This is a genomic window from Pseudomonas sp. JE3303 (assembly GCF_056312565.1).
In genome coordinates, this window is sequence record NZ_JBWGIF010000004.1 from 179,589 (window position 1) to 197,144 (window position 17,556).

Below are 17,556 nucleotides of genomic sequence, written 5' to 3' on the forward strand. Positions count from 1 at the left end.
TGCCCCCCTCGGGGGGTATCGTAAGCCGCTTGGCTCAGCTCAGGCAGCTCACCGGGGACTGACGTAGTCTCGTTGGTCACCTCGGCGGATACCAAGCGCCCCTCTGTGCCCGATAAAAATCTGGGGGCTGGAGTGTGAATAGTCATCCGCATTCCTGGACATTCGAAATATCTCCATCAGGTCTCTCCCCGTACCCTTGAACGCTGGATAGGCTTCCTTGGCTTTTTGCAGGATATGAACGGGCAGAATGCCGTGAGGTGTCCCTTCCCATGCATCCAGAAACTCAGTGGAACCCGCTAGCTGGCTCGCCTTGGGAAGAGAGCGCTTGCTGATCGCCCCATGCAAAGTCTTGGAGACAGTTGAAAGAGCGTACACGTCCTTGTTGTCCAATCGCGTGATAAGGGCGTCCATAAACGGCAAATTCACGATGTCCTCAAGATTTCGACCTGGGGACGGTATATGCAGCTCTGGTTCTGAAAAGCTGCGGACAAGTGTTCGCGCACTGGATTTGGCAGCGACAAGATTTGGGGTGGATTTGTAGCGTCTTATCGGAATGTGGCCGCTTGGATCGGCGATGTTGATGGGATCTCCGGTGCAGTAGCTGTATGCATTCAGACCACCCTCGCCGAAAGGACTCCAGCTGTCAGGTGAGCCGAATCGCCTCATGGAAGGGACATAGGTGCGGTAGCCGTTACCGAGGAAGTAGGAGCCGATAAGAGTTTCTCGCCGCTCTCCGTTGAACCCAAGCAGGATTGGTGCAGACGGGCGGGGATTCGGATCGTAACCGTATGCCGTGTAACAGTAGGAAGCGTCCTGTTGCTTGTGCTTCACATGGAGTGGAGAACCTCTGTCGTCGGTGGCAAGCAGCAGGGCAGGCGCTGGTTCGAGGGCACTGTGCAGTTCGGCGAGATGGAGGTTCGCGCCCCGCAGTACAGTGCGGTTTTTCGCGCGTTCCTTCACGGTTAGCAGTTTCTCGCCTTGATAGAAAAACAGTGAGGCGGTCTGGTGATTGGTCATCGCTATTGGGTTCCTGGACTTGCAAATCGATGCGAGACGATGGGTTTTTAATCCGCGTGAATGACCGAGTGAAGCCCCTGCGGGGCATCACTGTTTTTAATGTGGGTCGAGGTGCTTGTTATCTATGACTTTCGCAAAATACTACTGATGTTGGCGGGGTCGGGCCTGTATCTGGTCTCACCTAGCATTCTGTTGGTTTCGCTGCTGTAAGAGTCTATGAAGCCCATTAGGATTATTCTGGATTCCCGTTCTTTAATGCCACTCAGTAGTTTGACATTCCGAATATTCATCTCGTTGAGCTTGTTGAAATATCTAACTTCATCCGGTGTATAGTTTCCGCCTAGACTGGGTGCGGAAGCGTCGTAATACGGATCCAGGTCACGAAGTGAAGGTGCGGAGGGAGACCGCTTCAGGTCGCTCTTAGTTACAGAGCTAGCATGGGAGGCGGTAATAATTTCGCTCGTTCTTGTAGCTTTTTTTCTCACCGCAATTTTATCTTTTACAGTTGTTGCGTGTGCCTTTCGGTCTGTTATAGGCGATTTTGGTGACGTACCCTCCCGGCTGACGGTTGGCCGCTTCGGGTTTTTCAAGCCGAGCAGCGATTTAAGTAACTGAGGTACTCTGACTTGCCCGGATGGATCGATATGGTTTATCGGGTCGTTGCTGCAATATGCGTAGGCGTTTAACCCGCCATCATGAAATGGGCTCAAACTATCGGGCGATAAAAATCGCATTGATACAGGGCTGAAAGCACGATAGCCGTTACCCAAGATATAAAAACCTGATTTTTCATGTAGCTCACCATTGAATCCTAAGCTTGATCCACCGTCATGTAGGCTTGTGGTATGTCCGAAAGCGCTATAATTGTGCGGTAGGGAATAGCTTGGGCTCTGAGAGTTTATAATTGAACTCTGGATGTCGGTTGCGAGCAGCTTTTGTTCACTGGTTTTTGTTTCTTTGTGGTTTTCGGCTAAGGGAAGATGTTCATGGCGAAATAAAGTCCGACTATATGTTTCCGTACTGATTGTGCTTAGCGTGCCACGTTGATAAAAATATGTAGCCTTACGAAGGTTGATTGTCAAAACGCTTATCCTCACTCTGGTACAGGCCCTGCGCCGGAGCATCGGGCTCGGTTATTCAGTGTCTTCGGCTGAGTAAAGTCCTCGCAACTGATAGAAATATCAGGTGACATTCACTGTATTGACTCATGCCGAGCCAGAAAGGCTCCGATTCATCCCTCCCGCAGCGCCTCGAAACATTTAATTACTGGGAAATTTGAGAGGAGAGAAATATCCTACGCGCTCTGTCGATCGAAGAAGTGCTGATGAATCTCTGCCATTACCTGACCTTTTCCTACATCGATTGCTTTCATGCGAATCAGGCTGCGGCCGAAGATGAGGTGAAACAATTGCTGGTAGTCGGGATGCACAACATCGAGATAGCGCTTGGGCAAGCGGATGCAGTGGTCGGCGCGCTCAGGAAAGCACCTGAATCCTCGTTTCATTGAGATGAGCTAGCACCTGTACATTGCGAGGATGCATGCAGTACCTGTGGAGGTGGGATCAAGCTTGACCAGGCTGGCGAAAGAATCCTTCTGCCGAAGCTCGGTTGGCTGAAATACCGAAGCAGCCGCAAGGTTCTTGGTCTGGTCAGAAACGTCACAGTCAGCCTGAAAGATGGCCGCTGGTACGTGTCCATCCAGACGGCGCGAAAAGTGGCAGAGCCTTGCCATCCAGCCGCCACAGCGGTGGGCATCGACATGGGCATTGTCCGCTTCGCCACGCTTTGGGACGGCCAGAAAGAGACCGTGATCCAGCCGCTGTCGAGCTTCAAGCGACATGAGGTTCGGCTGGCCAAGGCTCAGCGTCAGATGAGCCGCAAGGTCAAATTCAGCAGCAACTGGAAGCGCGCCAAAGCCCCCGTCCAGCGCATCCCCAGCCGGATTGCCAACGCCCGAAACGACTTCCTGCACAAGACCTCACACGTCATCAGCAAAAACCACACGATGATTGTCGTCGAGGATCTGCAGGTCAAAAACATGAGTCGTTCGGCCAGCGGTACCCTGGCAGCACCAGGTCGGAACGTCCAAGCCAAATCAGGCCTGAAGTCGATCCTGGATCAGGGCTGGGGCGAATTACGCCGCCAGTTGGACTACAAGTCCGCATGGCAAGGTGGTTGGTTGGTAGCTGTGCCACCGGCGAATACCAGTCGTGAGTGCCCGGTCTGTGGCCACACTTGCGCTGAAAACAGAAAGCGCCAAAGCGTGTTTCTATGCATGGCCTGCGGCCACACCGAGAATGCGGATCTGGTGGCTTCGAAGAATATCCGAGGACGTGGATTGAATAGCCCAAAGGCCAGGACAATTGGCCGGATCGCCTGTGAAGTGAGGGGTGTTTCAGTGCCGCCAGCAGCAGGAACCCATCGAAGCGAGCAGCCGGCTCACGCCGACTGACGCAGTAGGGAATCCCCCTCCTTTCCAGCGAAAGCTGGCGCCTATCAAGGTGAGGTGGGGGAGGATGTCAAAGGTCTCGTTACTTCCTGGTCGTCGTGCAAGCACCCCTGAAAGACGGTCGGCCTGGAACAATCCTCGCGAGCCCCAGTCCAACACCTCGTTTTCCCCTGGCCACAACGGCCGACGAGGTCCTTCCGATGAAAGCATTCACCCTGGCAACCTTGATGACCCTGGCCGCGAGCCCGGTGTTCGCATTCAACCTCAACGATGCGGCCAATGCCGTGTCGGCCATGCAGAACCAGAACCAGCAGGGCGCGGCCGTGCAGGCACCCGAGGCTTCGGCCAATCTGCTCAATACCCTCGGCAGTGAGCTCAAGGTCACGCCTGAGCAGGCCGTCGGCGGCGCGGGCGCGATGCTGGGCCTTGCCCGCAACAACCTGAGCGATGCCGATTACTCACAGCTGACCAAGGCCGTCCCGGGCCTGGATCTGATCTCCGGCGCCAACGCGCTGGGTGGGCTTAGTGGGCTGGGCGAGCTGCTGGGCAAGAACAGCGAGAGCAAGTCGGCGCTGAGCAATGCGCTGGGCAATGTCGAGGATCGCAATGACCTGAACAGCGCTTTCAGCGCGCTGGGCATGGATACGGGGATGATCGGACAGTTCGCGCCGCTGATTCTCCAGTATCTGGGGCAGCAGGGGATTGGTGGATCGTTGCTGCAGAGCCTGGGCAGCCTTTGGGGGACGCCGGCTACGGTAGCGACACCACCTTCGGTGTAAGTCCATTCGTTGCATTCTGGGGCCGGGACAAGGCAGCACAGGCATGAACCTGCTGTGTCGCTCAGGGCCTTTTCGCTGGCAAGTCGGAGCGCCGAACCGCAGCTCCCACAGGTACGGCGCCATCTCAGAGATCAGCGCCGTACCTGTGGGCAACTGTTTTTGTTGACCTGGCAAGTCAGCCCCACAAAGGGAGCAGTGCTCTCAGGCCTGCGCTGTACCTGTGGGAGCTGCGGTTCGACGCTCCGACTGGCCAGCGAAGAGGCCCTGAACCTCACCGCAACTCTCCCCGCAACCTCTCGATCCGCTCATCCTTCTCCTGCCACAGCTGGTTCACCCAAGCCTGCACGGTCTGCCGGAAAACCGGGTCGGCCTCATACTCCCCGGCCCACAACGCCGGGTCCAGCTCGCGCACCTGGATATCGATGATCACCCGCGGGATGCTGCCGTTGAGCAGGTCCCAGAAGCCGGGTGCCTGGTTGCCCGGGTAGACGATGGTCACATCGAGCAGCGCGTCGAGCTGCTCACCCAGAGCCGCCAGCACAAACGCCACGCCGCCGGCCTTGGGCTTGAGCAAGTGACGAAACGGTGACTGCTGCTCACGATGCTTGGCTTCGGTGAAGCGGGTGCCTTCGAGATAGTTGACCACGGTCACCGGCTGGCGCCTGAACAGCTCGCAGGCGGCCTTGGTGATTTCCAGGTCCTGACCCTTGAGATGCGGGTTCTTTTCCAGGAAGGCCTTGCTGTAGCGCTTCATGAAGGGGTAGTCCAGGCCCCACCAGGCAAGCCCCAGCAGCGGCACCCAGATCAGCTCTTTCTTGAGGAAGAACTTGAAGAAGGGAGTGCGGCGGTTGAGACTTTCGATGAGCGCGGGGATGTCGACCCAGGTCTGGTGGTTGCTCACCGCCAGGTACGAGGTGTCCTTGCGCAGGTTGTCGGCGCCACGGACATCCCATTGGGTGGGGATGCACAGGGCGAAGATCAGTTTGTCGACTTCGGCCCAGCTCTCGGCCATCCACATCACTCCGGCAGACGCATAGTCCCCGTAGCGGCCTGGCAGCACGAGTTTGAGAAGGGCGAAGACCAGCAGCGGGCCTATCATCACCAAAGTGTTGAGCAGCAGCAGGAGGGCCACGAAGATGCCGGTCAGCAGGCGACGCATAGATGAACTCTTGTTGTCGGATATAAACATGCGGCAATGATAAGCAGGGCTAGGTCCTACGCCAAACTTCCCTGTCTGGTGTAGGCCGCACAAATGTTTCATGTTGTGTTGGACCGGCCCTGGCTGCGAACCTATCCCTTTCGGGCAGTCTAACCACTGTCTCAGTTCAAGGAAGCCATCCTGTGAAACCTCTTCTCGCATTATTGTCGTTGCTGGCCATGCCGGTAATGGCAGCCGACCCGACCCTTTACGGGCGTTACGAATACATCAAGCTGCCGGAAATCGGCGAGACCCTCAAGGCCAAGATGGACACCGGCGCGCTGACGGCTTCGCTGTCGGCCAAGGACATCGAGCGCTTTACCCGTGATGGTGATGAGTGGGTGCGTTTTCGCCTGGCGACCAAGGACGGCGACGGCAAGGTCTACGAGCACAAGGTATCGCGTATCAGCAAGATCAAGAGCCGGGCCGATGAAGACGAGGACGGTGAAGGCGCAGAGGTGGCCAAGCGGCCGGTCGTCGACCTGGAGCTCTGCCTGGGCGACGAGAAGCGCACCGTGGAGGTCAACCTCACCGACCGCAGCAGTTTCAACTACCCGCTGCTGATCGGCGCCAAGGCGCTGCGTGAGTTCAAGGCCGCAGTGAACCCGGCCCGCCGCTTCACCGCTGGCAAGCCGGATTGTTGAGCACGCGGCTCAGTTACCTTGCAGGCTTGGTGGCATGCAAACGCCAGTGCCGCCGATCCCGCAATAGCCTTCAGGGTTCTTGGCCAGGTACTGCTGATGGTAGGCCTCGGCGAAGTAGACAGTCGGGGCCTGGTCGATCTCGGTGCTGATATCGCCGAACCCGGCCTTGGTCAGCTCGGCCTGATAAGCGGCTTTGCTGGCTTGAGCGGCCTGCAGTTGTTCAGGCGAGGTGCAGTAGATAGCCGAGCGGTACTGGGTGCCGATGTCGTTGCCCTGGCGCATGCCCTGCGTTGGGTTGTGAAGCTCCCAGAACATCGCCAGCAGCTCCTGATAGCTGACCTTGTCCTTGTCGAAGACCACCAGCACCACTTCGGTGTGGCCTGTCAGGCCTGAACAGACTTCTTCGTAGGTGGGGTTGGGGGTAAAGCCGCCGGCATAGCCGACCACGGTACTGACCACGCCTTCGCGCTGCCAGAAGCGACGCTCGGCGCCCCAGAAGCAGCCCAGGCCAAAAATGGCAAAATCGATGCTGCCCTCGAAGAAGGGGCCGAGCAGCGGGGTGCCTTCGAAGACAAAGTGCGTCTCGGGCAGGGTCATTGGCGACTCGCGGCCAGGCAGGGCCTGTTCCGCGCTAGGCAGTACATTCTTGTTCACCAGGATTTCCGAACGCAGGACCATGGCCGTTCCTCTGTTGTCAGGTGGATAAGGGATAGACCGGTAGTGTGCCCGAGTGTCTCGTCGCTGTCAGGCCATCGGGCCGCGCGGATAGCGCCGCAGCCGCTCGATCAGCTCGCGGCCGGGAATCGGCCGGTCGAACAGGTAGCCCTGGCCGACGTCGCAGCGGTGGCGGCGCAGGAATTCCAGCTGCGCAGCGGTCTCGATGCCCTCGGCGACCACCTTGAGCTTGAGGTTGTGGGCCATGGCCACCACTGCGGAGGTGATTTCCATGTCGTCCTGGTTGTCGGGAATCTCGTTGATGAAGCTGCGATCGATCTTGATGATGTCGATCGGAAACTTCTTCAGGTAGCTCAGCGACGAATAACCGGTGCCGAAGTCGTCCATTGCCAGGGTCAGGCCCAGTTGCTTGAGCTCTTCGAGCTGGCGGTGAGTGTCTTCGGTGGCCTCGAGCAGCAGGCCCTCGGTGAGTTCGAGCTCCAGCAGATGAGGGGGCAGTCCTTCTTCCTTGATGATGCTGGCGATCGAGGCGACCAGCTCCGGATCGGAAAACTGCTTGGGCGACAGGTTGATCGCCACCTGCAGGTCGCCCAGGCCCGCTGCGCGCAGCTCAAGGCTCATGCGGCACGACTGGCGCACCACCCATTTGCCAATCGGGATGATCAGGCCGGTTTCCTCGGCCACGCTGATGAACTGGTCGGGACGGATCATCCCGCGCTCGGGGTGGTTCCAGCGCAGCAGCGCCTCCATGCCCAGCAGCCGCCCGCTGCGCAAACACAGCTTGGGCTGGTAGAACACTTCCAGTTCGTTCTGGCTGAGCGCGCGGCGCAGGTTGTTCTCGACGAACAGCTTGTAGCTGGCTTCGGCATTGAGCACTTCGGTGAACACCTGCACCTGGTGCTTGCCGTTAGCCTTGGCCTTGTGCAGGGCAAGGCCTGCGTTTTTCATCAGGGTCTGCGGGTCGCGGCCATGCACCGGTGCACAGGCCAGGCCCACCGAGGCGGTGACATTGATCAGCTGATTGTCGACGAACATCGGCTTGTCGAGGGTGTGCAGCAGTTGCTGGGCAATCTGCTGGCCGTCTTCAAGCGAGGTATGTTCCAGCAGCACGGCGAATTCGTTACTGGCAAAGCGTGCCAGGCTGCCGCCGGTGCTGAGGCTGTTGCGCAGGCGCCGGGCCAGGCTGATCAGCAGCTTGTCGCCAGTATGATGGCCGAGGCTGTCGTTGATCCGCTTGAAGTTGTCGATGTCCACCAGCAACAGGCTGATCGGGCTCTCGTCGCCGGTGGCGAAGCGCTCGTCGAGGTTGCGGATGAACGCCGGGCGATTGCCCAGGCTGGTCAGGTTGTCGGTGTAGGCCAGGCGCTCGATGCGCTGCTGTGCCAGCTTGCTCTGGGTGACGTCTTCGTAGATGCCGATGTAGTGGGTCAGTTCGCGGTTGTCCCCATACACCTTTGAAATCGACAGCTGCCCCCAGTAGGGCTCCAGGTTTTTGCGCCGGCTGCGAAACTCACCCTGCCAGCTGTTGCCCATGGCCAGGCTCGATGGCGAGTCGAACAGCAGCTCGCTGAGATTTTCGAGTGCTGGGAGCTCGGCCAGGTGACGACCCTGGACCTCGTCGGTGCTGTACTGGGTAATCGCGGTGAAGCTCGGGTTGACGTACTCCACCACGCCGTCGCGGTTGACCAGCAAAAAGGCGTTGGCGCTTTGCTCGACCGCCCGCTGGAACAGGTGCAGGGCGCTGGTGGCAGTGCGCCGGTTGTGATTGTTGATGACTTGCGCGAACTGGTCGGCCAGCTCGCCGGCAAAGGCGATCTCGTCAGACTGCCAGGCGCGTGACGAACCGGTGTGCTCAAGGCACAGCACGCCGACTACCTGGCCGTCGACGCGGATGCTGGCGTCGAGCATGGCGTTGTTTTCGGTGCTGAACAGGCAGTCTGCCATGTCGCGTGTGCGCGGGTCTTCGCTGGCGTCGTGAGCGTCGATGGCCCGGCTGGTGTGCAGGGCGTCAAGGTAGTCAGGAAACAGGCCGGCGTCGATCGGCTGCGGCAGGCGGTACTCCTGCGTGCTGCGGTAGTAGGCCGAGATCGGCTCCAGGCGCTGGTCGTGCAGGTACCAGAGGCTCGCGCAGTCGATGCGGTAGATCTCGCAGGCGCTGCGGGTGATCAGCTCGGCGGCCTCGAGCAGCGAGTTGCTGGCGCTGTAGCGCTGGCGAGCCAGGCGCAGGATCAGATCCTGCTGGGCGCGGACACGCTCCAGGTGCTCGAGCTGTTCCTGCTGGGCGCGCTGGTTGAGCTGCAGAGCGATCTGCAGACGGTTGTTGCGGTTTTCCAGCTCGCTGGAAGCGAGGTCCGGGCGCTGTTCGTGCACGTCGTCGAGCGCGGTCAGATAGCCGCGCAGCAGTTGCCGGTTGTGTTGCTTGTAGGGTTCGCCGATTTCGAGCAGGCGCAGCGCACCGTGGGCCACATGCAAGGTGTAGCGCACCAGGTAGTATGGGCGCTGAGCCAGCTGCTCCTGGATCTCGTCGTGCAGTTTATAGCGGGCCTCGGGTTCCATCAGGCTGGCGTAAGGCGAGCCGAGCAGGGCGCAGAGCTCGGAAGCCGGCAGGCCGAAGTGACGGTCGCAGTTGGGATCGAGGTAAAGCATTGCCCAACTGGCTTCGTTCAGCCGTTCGAAGCGCAGCATGCCGAGCCGCGAAGGCACGGGCAATTGCGTCACGACCTCGGCTACCAGTCGGCTGGCAGCATCGGGATGGCTTTTCATCGAAGGCTCGCTTGAAGAGGGCGGTTGGCACTGGCCATGTAAAGGCCAGCAGCGCGTTCGGGCAAGGTTGCATCAACTGCCCTGGGCCTGACAAGCATCCGTGTGCGGCAGTGATATCGCTGTATCGGCAAAGAGTGGGATTACTGTAGGGGTGTATGCGCTTGGGTTTTGCAGCGCACTTCAGATCGAGCGCAGTGGGCGCGGCGCTCGATTTGCGCGGCGCCGCAAGGTCCCAAGCGCAAAAAAAAACCCGCTCATCTGCGGGGTCGAGGTACGAGCGTGGCAGCTCGAAAAAGATGCCTGCCTTCCCGGGGGAAGGCAGGGTGCAGCGATTACAGCAGCATGGTGCGGATGTCGGTCAGCAGGTCGCCCAGGCGCTTGGTGAAGCGCGCGGCGGCGGCGCCGTTGATCACGCGGTGATCGTACGACAGCGACAGCGGCAGCATCAGCTTGGGCTGGAAGGCCCTGCCGTCCCAGACGGGCTGGATAGTGGCCTTGGACACACCCAGGATCGCCACTTCAGGCGCGTTGACGATCGGCGTGAAGCCGGTGCCGCCAATGTGACCGAGGCTGGAGATGGTGAAGCAGGCGCCCTGCATGTCGTCGGCGGACAACTTCTTGGTGCGCGCCTTTTCGGCCAAGGCCGCAGCTTCGCCAGCCAACTGCAGCAGGCTTTTCTGGTCGACGTTCTTGATCACGGGTACCAGCAGGCCATCCGGGGTGTCCACGGCAAAGCCGATGTTCACGTACTTCTTGCGGATGATCGCCTTGCCGCTTGGGGCCAGCGAACTGTTGAAGTCCGGCAGCTCCTTGAGCAGGTGCGCACATGCCTTGAGCAGCAGCGGCAGGACAGTCAGCTTGACGCCGGCCTTTTCAGCCACGGCCTTCTGCGCGACGCGGAAGGCTTCGAGCTCGGTGATGTCGGCCGAGTCGAACTGGGTGACATGAGGCACGTTGAGCCAGCTGCGGTGCAGGTTGGCGGCGCCGACCTGCATCAGGCGGGTCATGGCCACTTCCTCGACTTCACCGAAGCGGCTGAAGTCGACGACCGGGATCGGCGGAATACCAGCACCACCGGTAGCACCGGCGGCGGCAGGAGCTTCCTTGGCCTTCTGCATCATCGCCTTGACGTAGACCTGCACGTCTTCTTTCAGGATGCGGCCGTGCGGGCCGGTGGCCGAGACGGCGCCGAGCTCGACGCCGAACTCACGGGCCAGCTGACGCACGGCTGGCCCGGCGTGAACCTTGGCGTTGCTGCCAGCCGCAGGCGCGGTGGCGGCAGGTGCGGCGGCTGGCGCAGGGGCAGCAGTTGGCGCGGCGGCCGGAGCCGCCTCGGCCTTGGCCGGTGCAGGCGCAGCGACAGGTGCTGCAGCCGCGGCCGGGGCTGCGCCCTGGACCTTGAGCTTGAGGATCAGGTCGCCGGTGCCGACTTCGTCGTCCAGCTTGCAGATCACTTCCTCGACCACGCCAGCGGCGGGGGACGGGATTTCCATGGAAGCCTTGTCGGACTCCAGGGTGATCAGCGACTGGTCGGCTTCGACCGTGTCACCGGCCTTGACCAGCACTTCGATGATCTTGGCCTTGCCCGACGAGCCGATGTCCGGCACGTGGATGTCCTGCACGCTGGCGGCAGCGGCAGGCGCCGGAGCAGCCTCGGCCGGCGCAGGTGCGGCGGCAGGCTTCTCTTCGGCGGCCGGAGCAGCTGGCGCTGCGGCCGGAGCCTCAGGCGCAGCGGCTGCGCCCTCGACTTCCAGTTCCAGCAGTTCGTCGCCCTCTTTGAGGGTGTCGCCCAGCTTGACCTTCAACGACTTGATCACACCAGCCTTCGGCGCGGGGATCTCCATGGAGGCCTTGTCGGACTCCAGGGTCAGCAGGCTCTGGTCGGCTTCGATACGGTCGCCGACCTTGACGAACAGCTCGATGACTTCACCTTCACCGCTGCCGATGTCAGGTACGCGAATGAGTTCGCTCACTTAAAAATACTCCTCAGCAGTCCAGTGGGTTGCGCTTGTCCGGGTCGATGCCGAACTTGGTGATGGCATCGGCCACGACCTTGGGTTCGATCTCGCCACGGTCAGCCAAGGCTTCCAGGGCAGCCAGCACCACGAAGTGACGGTCGACTTCGAAGAAGTGACGCAGCTTCTTGCGGCTGTCGCTGCGGCCGAAACCATCGGTACCCAGGACCTTGAACTCCTTGCTCGGCACCCACTGACGGATCTGCTCGGCAAAGATCTTCATGTAGTCGGTAGAGGCGATGACCGGGCCTTTACGGCCAGCCAGGCACTGTTCGACGTACGTCTTCTCTGGCTTCTGGCCAGGCTTGAGGCGGTTGCTGCGCTCAACGGCCAGGCCGTCGCGGCGCAGTTCGTTGAAGCTGGTGACGCTCCAGACGTCGGCGCCGACGTTGAACTCGTCACGCAGGATCTTCGCCGCTTCACGGACTTCGCGCAGGATAGTGCCCGAACCCATGAGCTGCACGTGGTGCGCGGCTTCGCGGGTGTCTTCCTCGAGCAGGTACATGCCCTTGATGATGCCTTCCTCGGCACCGGCCGGAATGGCAGGCTGCTGGTAGGATTCGTTCATCACGGTGATGTAGTAGAAGACGTCCTGTTGCTCTTCGGTCATCTTCTTCATGCCGTCCTGGATGATCACCGCCAGCTCGTAGCCGTAGGTCGGATCATAGGTGCGGCAGTTCGGGATGGTGGCAGCCAGCAGGTGGCTGTGACCGTCTTCGTGCTGCAGGCCTTCACCGTTCAGGGTGGTACGGCCAGCGGTGCCGCCGATCAGGAAGCCACGGGTACGGCTGTCGCCAGCGGCCCAGGCCAGGTCGCCGATACGCTGGAAGCCGAACATCGAGTAGAAGATGTAGAACGGCAGCATCGGCTGGTTGTGGTTGCTGTACGAGGTACCGGCAGCGATGAACGACGACATGGCGCCGGCTTCGTTGATGCCTTCCTCGAGGATCTGGCCCTTCTTGTCCTCGCGGTAGAACATCACCTGGTCCTTGTCGACTGGCTCGTAGAGCTGGCCGACGGACGAGTAGATGCCCAACTGGCGGAACATGCCTTCCATACCGAAGGTACGGGCTTCGTCCGGGATGATCGGCACGATGCGCTGGCCGATTTCCTTGTCCTTGACCAGTTGCGCCAGGATGCGCACGAAGGCCATGGTGGTGGAGATTTCACGGTCGCCCGAGCCGTCCAGGATCGCCTTCAGGGTTTCCAGTGGCGGGGTCGGGATGCTGAAGCTCTTGGCGCGGCGTTGCGGCACGAAGCCACCCAGCGCGGCGCGGCGCTCGGCCAGGTAACGGGCCTCGGCGCTGCCTTCTTCTGGCTTGAAGAACGGCAGGTTCTCGAGATCGGCGTCCTTGACCGGGATGTCGAAGCGGTCACGGAAGTGACGCAGGCTGTCGACATCGACCTTCTTGGTGTTGTGCGCGGTGTTCTTGGCTTCGCCAGCACCGGTGCCGTAGCCCTTGATGGTCTTGGCCAGGATGACGGTCGGCTGCTCTTTGTGGTTGACCGCCTGGTGGTAGGCCGCATAGACCTTGTACGGGTCGTGGCCGCCACGGTTGAGCTTCCAGATCTCGTCGTCGGACAGGTCGGCGACCATGGCCTTGAGTTCCGGGGTGTTGAAGAAGTGCTCACGGACGAACGCGCCGTCCTTGGCCTTGTAGTTCTGGTACTCGCCGTCGATGACTTCGTCCATGCGGCGCTGCAGGATGCCGTCGACGTCCTTGGCCAGCAGTGGGTCCCAGAAACGGCCCCAGACCACCTTGTTGACGTTCCAGCCACCGCCACGGAACACGCCTTCGAGTTCCTGGATGATCTTGCCGTTGCCGCGAACCGGGCCGTCGAGGCGCTGCAGGTTGCAGTTGATGACAAAGATCAGGTTGTCCAGCTTCTCGCGGCCAGCCAGGGAGATCGCGCCCAGGGATTCAGGCTCGTCGCACTCGCCGTCGCCCATGAAGCACCAGACCTTCTGCTTGCCGGCCGGGATGTAGCCGCGGGCTTCGAGGTACTTCATGAAGCGCGCCTGGTAGATCGCCTGGATCGGTCCCAGACCCATCGAAACGGTCGGGAACTGCCAGAAGTCAGGCATCAGCCATGGGTGCGGGTACGAGGACAGGCCCTTGCCGTCCACTTCCTGGCGGAAGTTGTTCATCTGGTCTTCGCTGATGCGGCCTTCCATGAAGGCGCGGGCGTAGACGCCAGGGGATGCATGCCCCTGGAAGAAGATCAGGTCGCCGCCGTGTTCTTCGGTCGGTGCCTGGAAGAAGTAGTTGAAGCCGATGTCATACAGGGTGGCACTGGAGGCGAAGCTCGAAATGTGTCCGCCCAGGTCCGAGTCTTTCAGGTTGGTGCGCATGACCATGGCCAGGGCGTTCCAACGCACCATCGAGCGAATGCGGCGTTCCATGAACAGGTCGCCAGGCATGCGTGCTTCGTGGGTGACAGGGATGGTGTTGCGGTACGGCGTGGTGATCGCATACGGCAGCTGGGAGCCACTGCGGGTGGCCAGCTCGCCCATACGGGTCATCAGGTAGTGAGCGCGGTCTTCGCCTTCTTTGTCGAGAACCGACTCCAGGGCGTCCAGCCATTCCTGGGTTTCGACGGGATCGAGGTCTTGCATGGCTTGCTCCAGGGCGGAAAGGCTTCCAGAATCGGTTGCCTGAGTTTGCGACTGGCCTTTTGGGCAGACGTCATGAATTCTTGGATTACCGGAGTGTGATCCGGCGCCGTGTAGTTTTACTACAAATGCTCTCGCATTTCATGCTTTTGCAGTTTTGGGGTAGTAGTAAAACTACAGGAAAGCGGCTTATGGCCGCTACCTGGGTTGTGAGGAAAAACGATACGGGTGGTGGGGAATGGCTTCTACTTGGGTGATTCTTGATGTTTGCTGCCGATAACTCGAGATTTACAGCTATTAATAACTTTTGTACGACAGTCCAACCGTGGTCTGGTTCCCCCTTGACCGCATCAACCCCCCTCTTGTTCGCCGATCAAGGATAGCCCATGCGCCTGCCTTTGCCCTCCGATCTGCCTCCCGCCCTCCAACCTCTCGTCGCCCGTAACGAGCAGTCTCTGCGTGAAGCGCTGACCGCAGACTCCGGGCTGATCCTGGACAACTGGAGCGCGCTGCACCGCGCGCAGTTCAACCAGGTCGCCGCCGCCAGCGACTTCGTCCTTGGCCAGGCGGTGCGCGAGCCGGACGTGCTGTTCCAGTTGGTGGCCAGCGGCGAGCTGGACCGTGGTTTCGCCCCTGGAGAGCTGTGCGCTCAGGTGGCTGCGGCGGTCCAGGCGGCGCAGAGCGAGGACGAACTGGCGCGCAACCTGCGCCGCGAGCGCAACCGCCAGCAGGTACGCATCATCTGGCGCGACCTGACCCGCCAGGCCGACTTGCGTGAAACCTGCCGCGACCTGTCGGACCTTGCCGATGCCGCCATCGACCAGGCCTATCAGTGGCTGTACCCGCGCCATTGCCAGCAGTTCGGCACGCCGATCGGCCACCGCAGCGGTCTGCCGCAGCACCTGGTGGTGCTGGGCATGGGCAAGCTGGGCGCGGTGGAGCTGAACCTGTCATCGGATATCGACCTGATCTTCGCCTTTCCGGAGGGCGGCGAGACCGAAGGGATCAAGCGCTCGCTCGACAACCAGGAGTTTTTCACCCGGCTTGGCCAGCGGCTCATCAAGGCGCTGGACCCGGTGACCGTCGACGGCTTCGTGTTTCGTGTCGACATGCGCTTGCGTCCTTATGGCTCGGCGGGTGCGCTGGTGCTGAGCTTCAACGCCCTCGAGCACTACTACCAGGACCAGGGCCGCGACTGGGAACGCTATGCCATGATCAAGGCCCGCGTGGTGGCCGGCGACCAGGCGGCTGGAGCGCAGTTGCAGGACATGCTCAGGCCCTTCGTCTACCGGCGTTACCTGGACTTCTCGGCCATCGAGGCGCTGCGCACCATGAAGCAGCTGATCCAGCAGGAGGTGCGGCGCAAGGGCATGGCCGACAATATCAAGCTCGGCGCCGGTGGCATTCGCGAGGTGGAGTTCATCGCGCAGGCCTTCCAGCTGATCCATGGCGGCCGCGACCTGAGCCTGCAGCAGCGGCCGCTGCTCAAGGTGCTGTCGACCCTTGAAGGCCAGGGCTACCTGCCTGGGGCGGTCATTGCCGAGCTGCGCGAAGGCTATGAATTCCTGCGCTATACCGAGCACGCCATCCAGGCCATCGCCGACCGCCAGACGCAGATGCTGCCCGATGGCGATACCGACCGCGCGCGCATCGCCTACATGCTGGGCTTCGTCGACTGGGCGAGCTTCCACGCCCAGCTCATGCACTGGCGCGGGCGCATCGACTGGCATTTCCGCCAGGTCATCGCTGATCCGGATGAAGAGGAGGGCGAAGACAGCGAGCTGGTCGTCGGCGGCGAATGGTCGCCGCTGTGGGAACAGGCCCAGGACGAGGATGCTGCCGCCCGCCAGTTGCAGGAGGCGGGGTTCGCCGATGCCGCCAAGGCGCTGCGGCACCTGGCGGGGCTGCGCGTAAGCCCGGCGTTGCGCTCGATGCAGCGCATCGGCCGCGAGCGGCTGGATGCCTTTATCCCGCGGCTGCTGGCGCAGGCGGTCGAGCATGATGATCCGGACCTGGTGCTTGAGCGCGTGCTGCCGCTGGTCGAGGCGGTGGCGCGGCGTTCGGCGTACCTGGTGCTTTTGACGGAAAACCCCGGGGCCCTGCGGCGCTTGCTGACCCTGTGCGCGGCCAGCCCCTGGATTGCCGAACAGATCACCCGCTTCCCGTTGCTGCTTGATGAACTGCTCAATGAAGGCCGGCTGTTCAGCCCGCCGCTGGCGCCGGAGCTTGCCAGCGAGCTGCGCGAGCGCCTGACGCGCATTCCCGAGGACGACCTTGAGCAGCAGATGGAAGCCCTGCGCCACTTCAAGCTGGCTCACAGCCTGCGCGTGGCGGCTTCGGAGATCACCGGCAACCTGCCGTTGATGAAAGTCAGTGACTACCTCACCTGGCTTGCCGAGGCGATCCTGGACCAGGTGCTGGCCCTGGCCTGGCGCCAGACCGTGGCGCGCCATGGCCAGCCAAGGCGCAGCGATGGCAGCCTGTGCGACCCGGGCTTCGTGATTGTCGGCTACGGCAAGGTCGGCGGCATCGAGCTGGGCCATGGCTCGGACCTGGACCTGGTGTTCATCCACGACGGCGACCCACAGGCCGAGACCGACGGCGCCAAGCCCATCGACAGCGCGCAGTTCTACACTCGCCTGGGCCAGCGCATCATCCACCTGGTGACTACCCAGACCAACTCCGGCCAGCTGTACGACGTGGACATGCGCTTGCGGCCCTCCGGTGCAGCCGGGTTGCTGGTGAGCTCCCTGGGCGCGTTCGAGCGCTACCAGCAGAATGAAGCCTGGACCTGGGAGCACCAGGCCCTGGTTCGGGCGCGGGTGCTGGTGGGTTGCCCGCAGGTGGCGTCTGCCTTCGAGGGCGTGCGCGCCCGGGTGCTGGGCAGGCCCCGCGACCTGGACAAGCTGCGGGCCGAAGTCAGCGAGATGCGCGCCAAGATGCGCGGCAGCCTGGGCACCCGGATTACCGCAGCGGGCACGGCGGCCAATGCGTTCGACGCGGGCGTGCCCTTCGATATCAAGCAGGATGCCGGCGGCATCGTCGATATCGAATTCATGGTGCAATACGCGGCGCTGGCCTGGTCTCATGACCATCCGGCGCTGCTGCGCTGGACTGACAACATTCGCATTCTTGAAGAGCTCGAGCAGGCCGGGTTGATGCCCGCGCACGACGCCGTGCTGCTGCGCGAGGTCTACAAGGCGTTCCGCTCGGCCTCGCACCGCCAGGCGTTGCAGAAGCAGGCAGGGGTGATCGATGCGGCGCAGTTCGCCGACGAACGCCGCGAAGTGCGGCGGATCTGGGCGGAGCTGGGTCTGAGCTGACCTCCTTCCCGACACGAGGCCCCGGATCTGCGCAGCACCGCTGAGCCCCAGGGGCCGCTTCGCGGCCCTTTCGCGACAC

At 61.5% G+C, this 17,556-nt stretch carries 12 protein-coding genes; 5 read left to right on the plus strand and 7 right to left on the minus strand.

Annotated elements, in window-relative coordinates; translation table 11 throughout:
- Positions 1 to 48: 48 nt before the first annotated feature.
- Both AC0ZZU_RS07845 and AC0ZZU_RS07850 read right to left on the minus strand, forming a co-directional pair.
- Positions 49 to 1,017, minus strand: a complete 969-nt coding sequence (locus tag AC0ZZU_RS07845; protein WP_476339936.1) for an RHS repeat-associated core domain-containing protein — start codon at positions 1,015 to 1,017, stop codon at positions 49 to 51.
- Positions 1,018 to 1,139: 122 nt separating this feature from the next.
- Positions 1,140 to 2,099, minus strand: a complete 960-nt coding sequence (locus tag AC0ZZU_RS07850) for an RHS repeat-associated core domain-containing protein (protein ID WP_476339937.1) — start codon at positions 2,097 to 2,099, stop codon at positions 1,140 to 1,142.
- Positions 2,100 to 2,341: 242 nt separating this feature from the next.
- On the opposite strand from AC0ZZU_RS07850, the gene AC0ZZU_RS07855 reads away from it, so the two are divergent.
- The 3 genes from AC0ZZU_RS07855 to AC0ZZU_RS07865 all read left to right on the plus strand — a co-directional run bounded on the left by AC0ZZU_RS07855 (position 2,342) and on the right by AC0ZZU_RS07865 (position 4,245).
- Positions 2,342 to 2,524, plus strand: coding sequence for a hypothetical protein (locus AC0ZZU_RS07855; protein ID WP_476339938.1), 183 nt, complete (start codon positions 2,342 to 2,344; stop codon positions 2,522 to 2,524).
- Positions 2,525 to 2,605: 81 nt separating this feature from the next.
- Positions 2,606 to 3,469, plus strand: coding sequence for an RNA-guided endonuclease InsQ/TnpB family protein (locus AC0ZZU_RS07860; protein ID WP_476340041.1), 864 nt, complete (start codon positions 2,606 to 2,608; stop codon positions 3,467 to 3,469).
- A gap of 197 nt (positions 3,470 to 3,666) precedes the next feature.
- Positions 3,667 to 4,245, plus strand: a complete 579-nt coding sequence (locus AC0ZZU_RS07865; RefSeq protein ID WP_476339939.1) for a DUF2780 domain-containing protein — start codon at positions 3,667 to 3,669, stop codon at positions 4,243 to 4,245.
- 271 nt (positions 4,246 to 4,516) lie between these two features.
- On the opposite strand, the gene AC0ZZU_RS07870 is transcribed toward AC0ZZU_RS07865, so the two are convergent.
- Positions 4,517 to 5,404, minus strand: coding sequence for an acyltransferase (locus AC0ZZU_RS07870; protein ID WP_476339940.1), 888 nt, complete (start codon positions 5,402 to 5,404; stop codon positions 4,517 to 4,519).
- 182 nt (positions 5,405 to 5,586) lie between these two features.
- Here AC0ZZU_RS07870 and rloA2 point away from each other — a divergent pair, with 182 nt between their 5' ends.
- On the plus strand, positions 5,587 to 6,087 hold the full coding sequence (gene rloA2, locus AC0ZZU_RS07875; RefSeq protein ID WP_476339941.1) for a retropepsin-like aspartic peptidase RloA2: 501 nt from the start codon (positions 5,587 to 5,589) through the stop codon (positions 6,085 to 6,087).
- A 9-nt stretch (positions 6,088 to 6,096) separates the two neighbouring features.
- Here the strand turns inward: rloA2 and msrA are convergent, their stop codons facing one another.
- The 4 genes from msrA to aceE all read right to left on the minus strand — a co-directional run bounded on the left by msrA (position 6,097) and on the right by aceE (position 14,157).
- A complete protein-coding gene (gene msrA / locus AC0ZZU_RS07880; RefSeq protein ID WP_476339942.1) occupies positions 6,097 to 6,765 on the minus strand; it encodes a peptide-methionine (S)-S-oxide reductase MsrA in 669 nt (222 codons plus the stop codon).
- A 66-nt stretch (positions 6,766 to 6,831) separates the two neighbouring features.
- Positions 6,832 to 9,525, minus strand: coding sequence for a putative bifunctional diguanylate cyclase/phosphodiesterase (locus AC0ZZU_RS07885; RefSeq protein ID WP_476339943.1), 2,694 nt, complete (start codon positions 9,523 to 9,525; stop codon positions 6,832 to 6,834).
- A gap of 332 nt (positions 9,526 to 9,857) precedes the next feature.
- Positions 9,858 to 11,498 (minus strand): dihydrolipoyllysine-residue acetyltransferase, encoded by a 1,641-nt coding sequence (aceF, locus tag AC0ZZU_RS07890; RefSeq protein ID WP_476339944.1) that lies wholly within the window; start codon positions 11,496 to 11,498, stop codon positions 9,858 to 9,860.
- Positions 11,499 to 11,511: 13 nt separating this feature from the next.
- Positions 11,512 to 14,157: a pyruvate dehydrogenase (acetyl-transferring), homodimeric type gene (gene aceE, locus AC0ZZU_RS07895; protein ID WP_476339945.1), complete on the minus strand. Its 2,646-nt coding sequence runs from the start codon at positions 14,155 to 14,157 to the stop codon at positions 11,512 to 11,514.
- Positions 14,158 to 14,540: 383 nt separating this feature from the next.
- On the opposite strand from aceE, the gene glnE reads away from it, so the two are divergent.
- Positions 14,541 to 17,477 (plus strand): bifunctional [glutamate--ammonia ligase]-adenylyl-L-tyrosine phosphorylase/[glutamate--ammonia-ligase] adenylyltransferase, encoded by a 2,937-nt coding sequence (gene glnE, locus AC0ZZU_RS07900; protein WP_476339946.1) that lies wholly within the window; start codon positions 14,541 to 14,543, stop codon positions 17,475 to 17,477.
- The last annotated feature ends 79 nt before the right edge of the window (positions 17,478 to 17,556 follow it).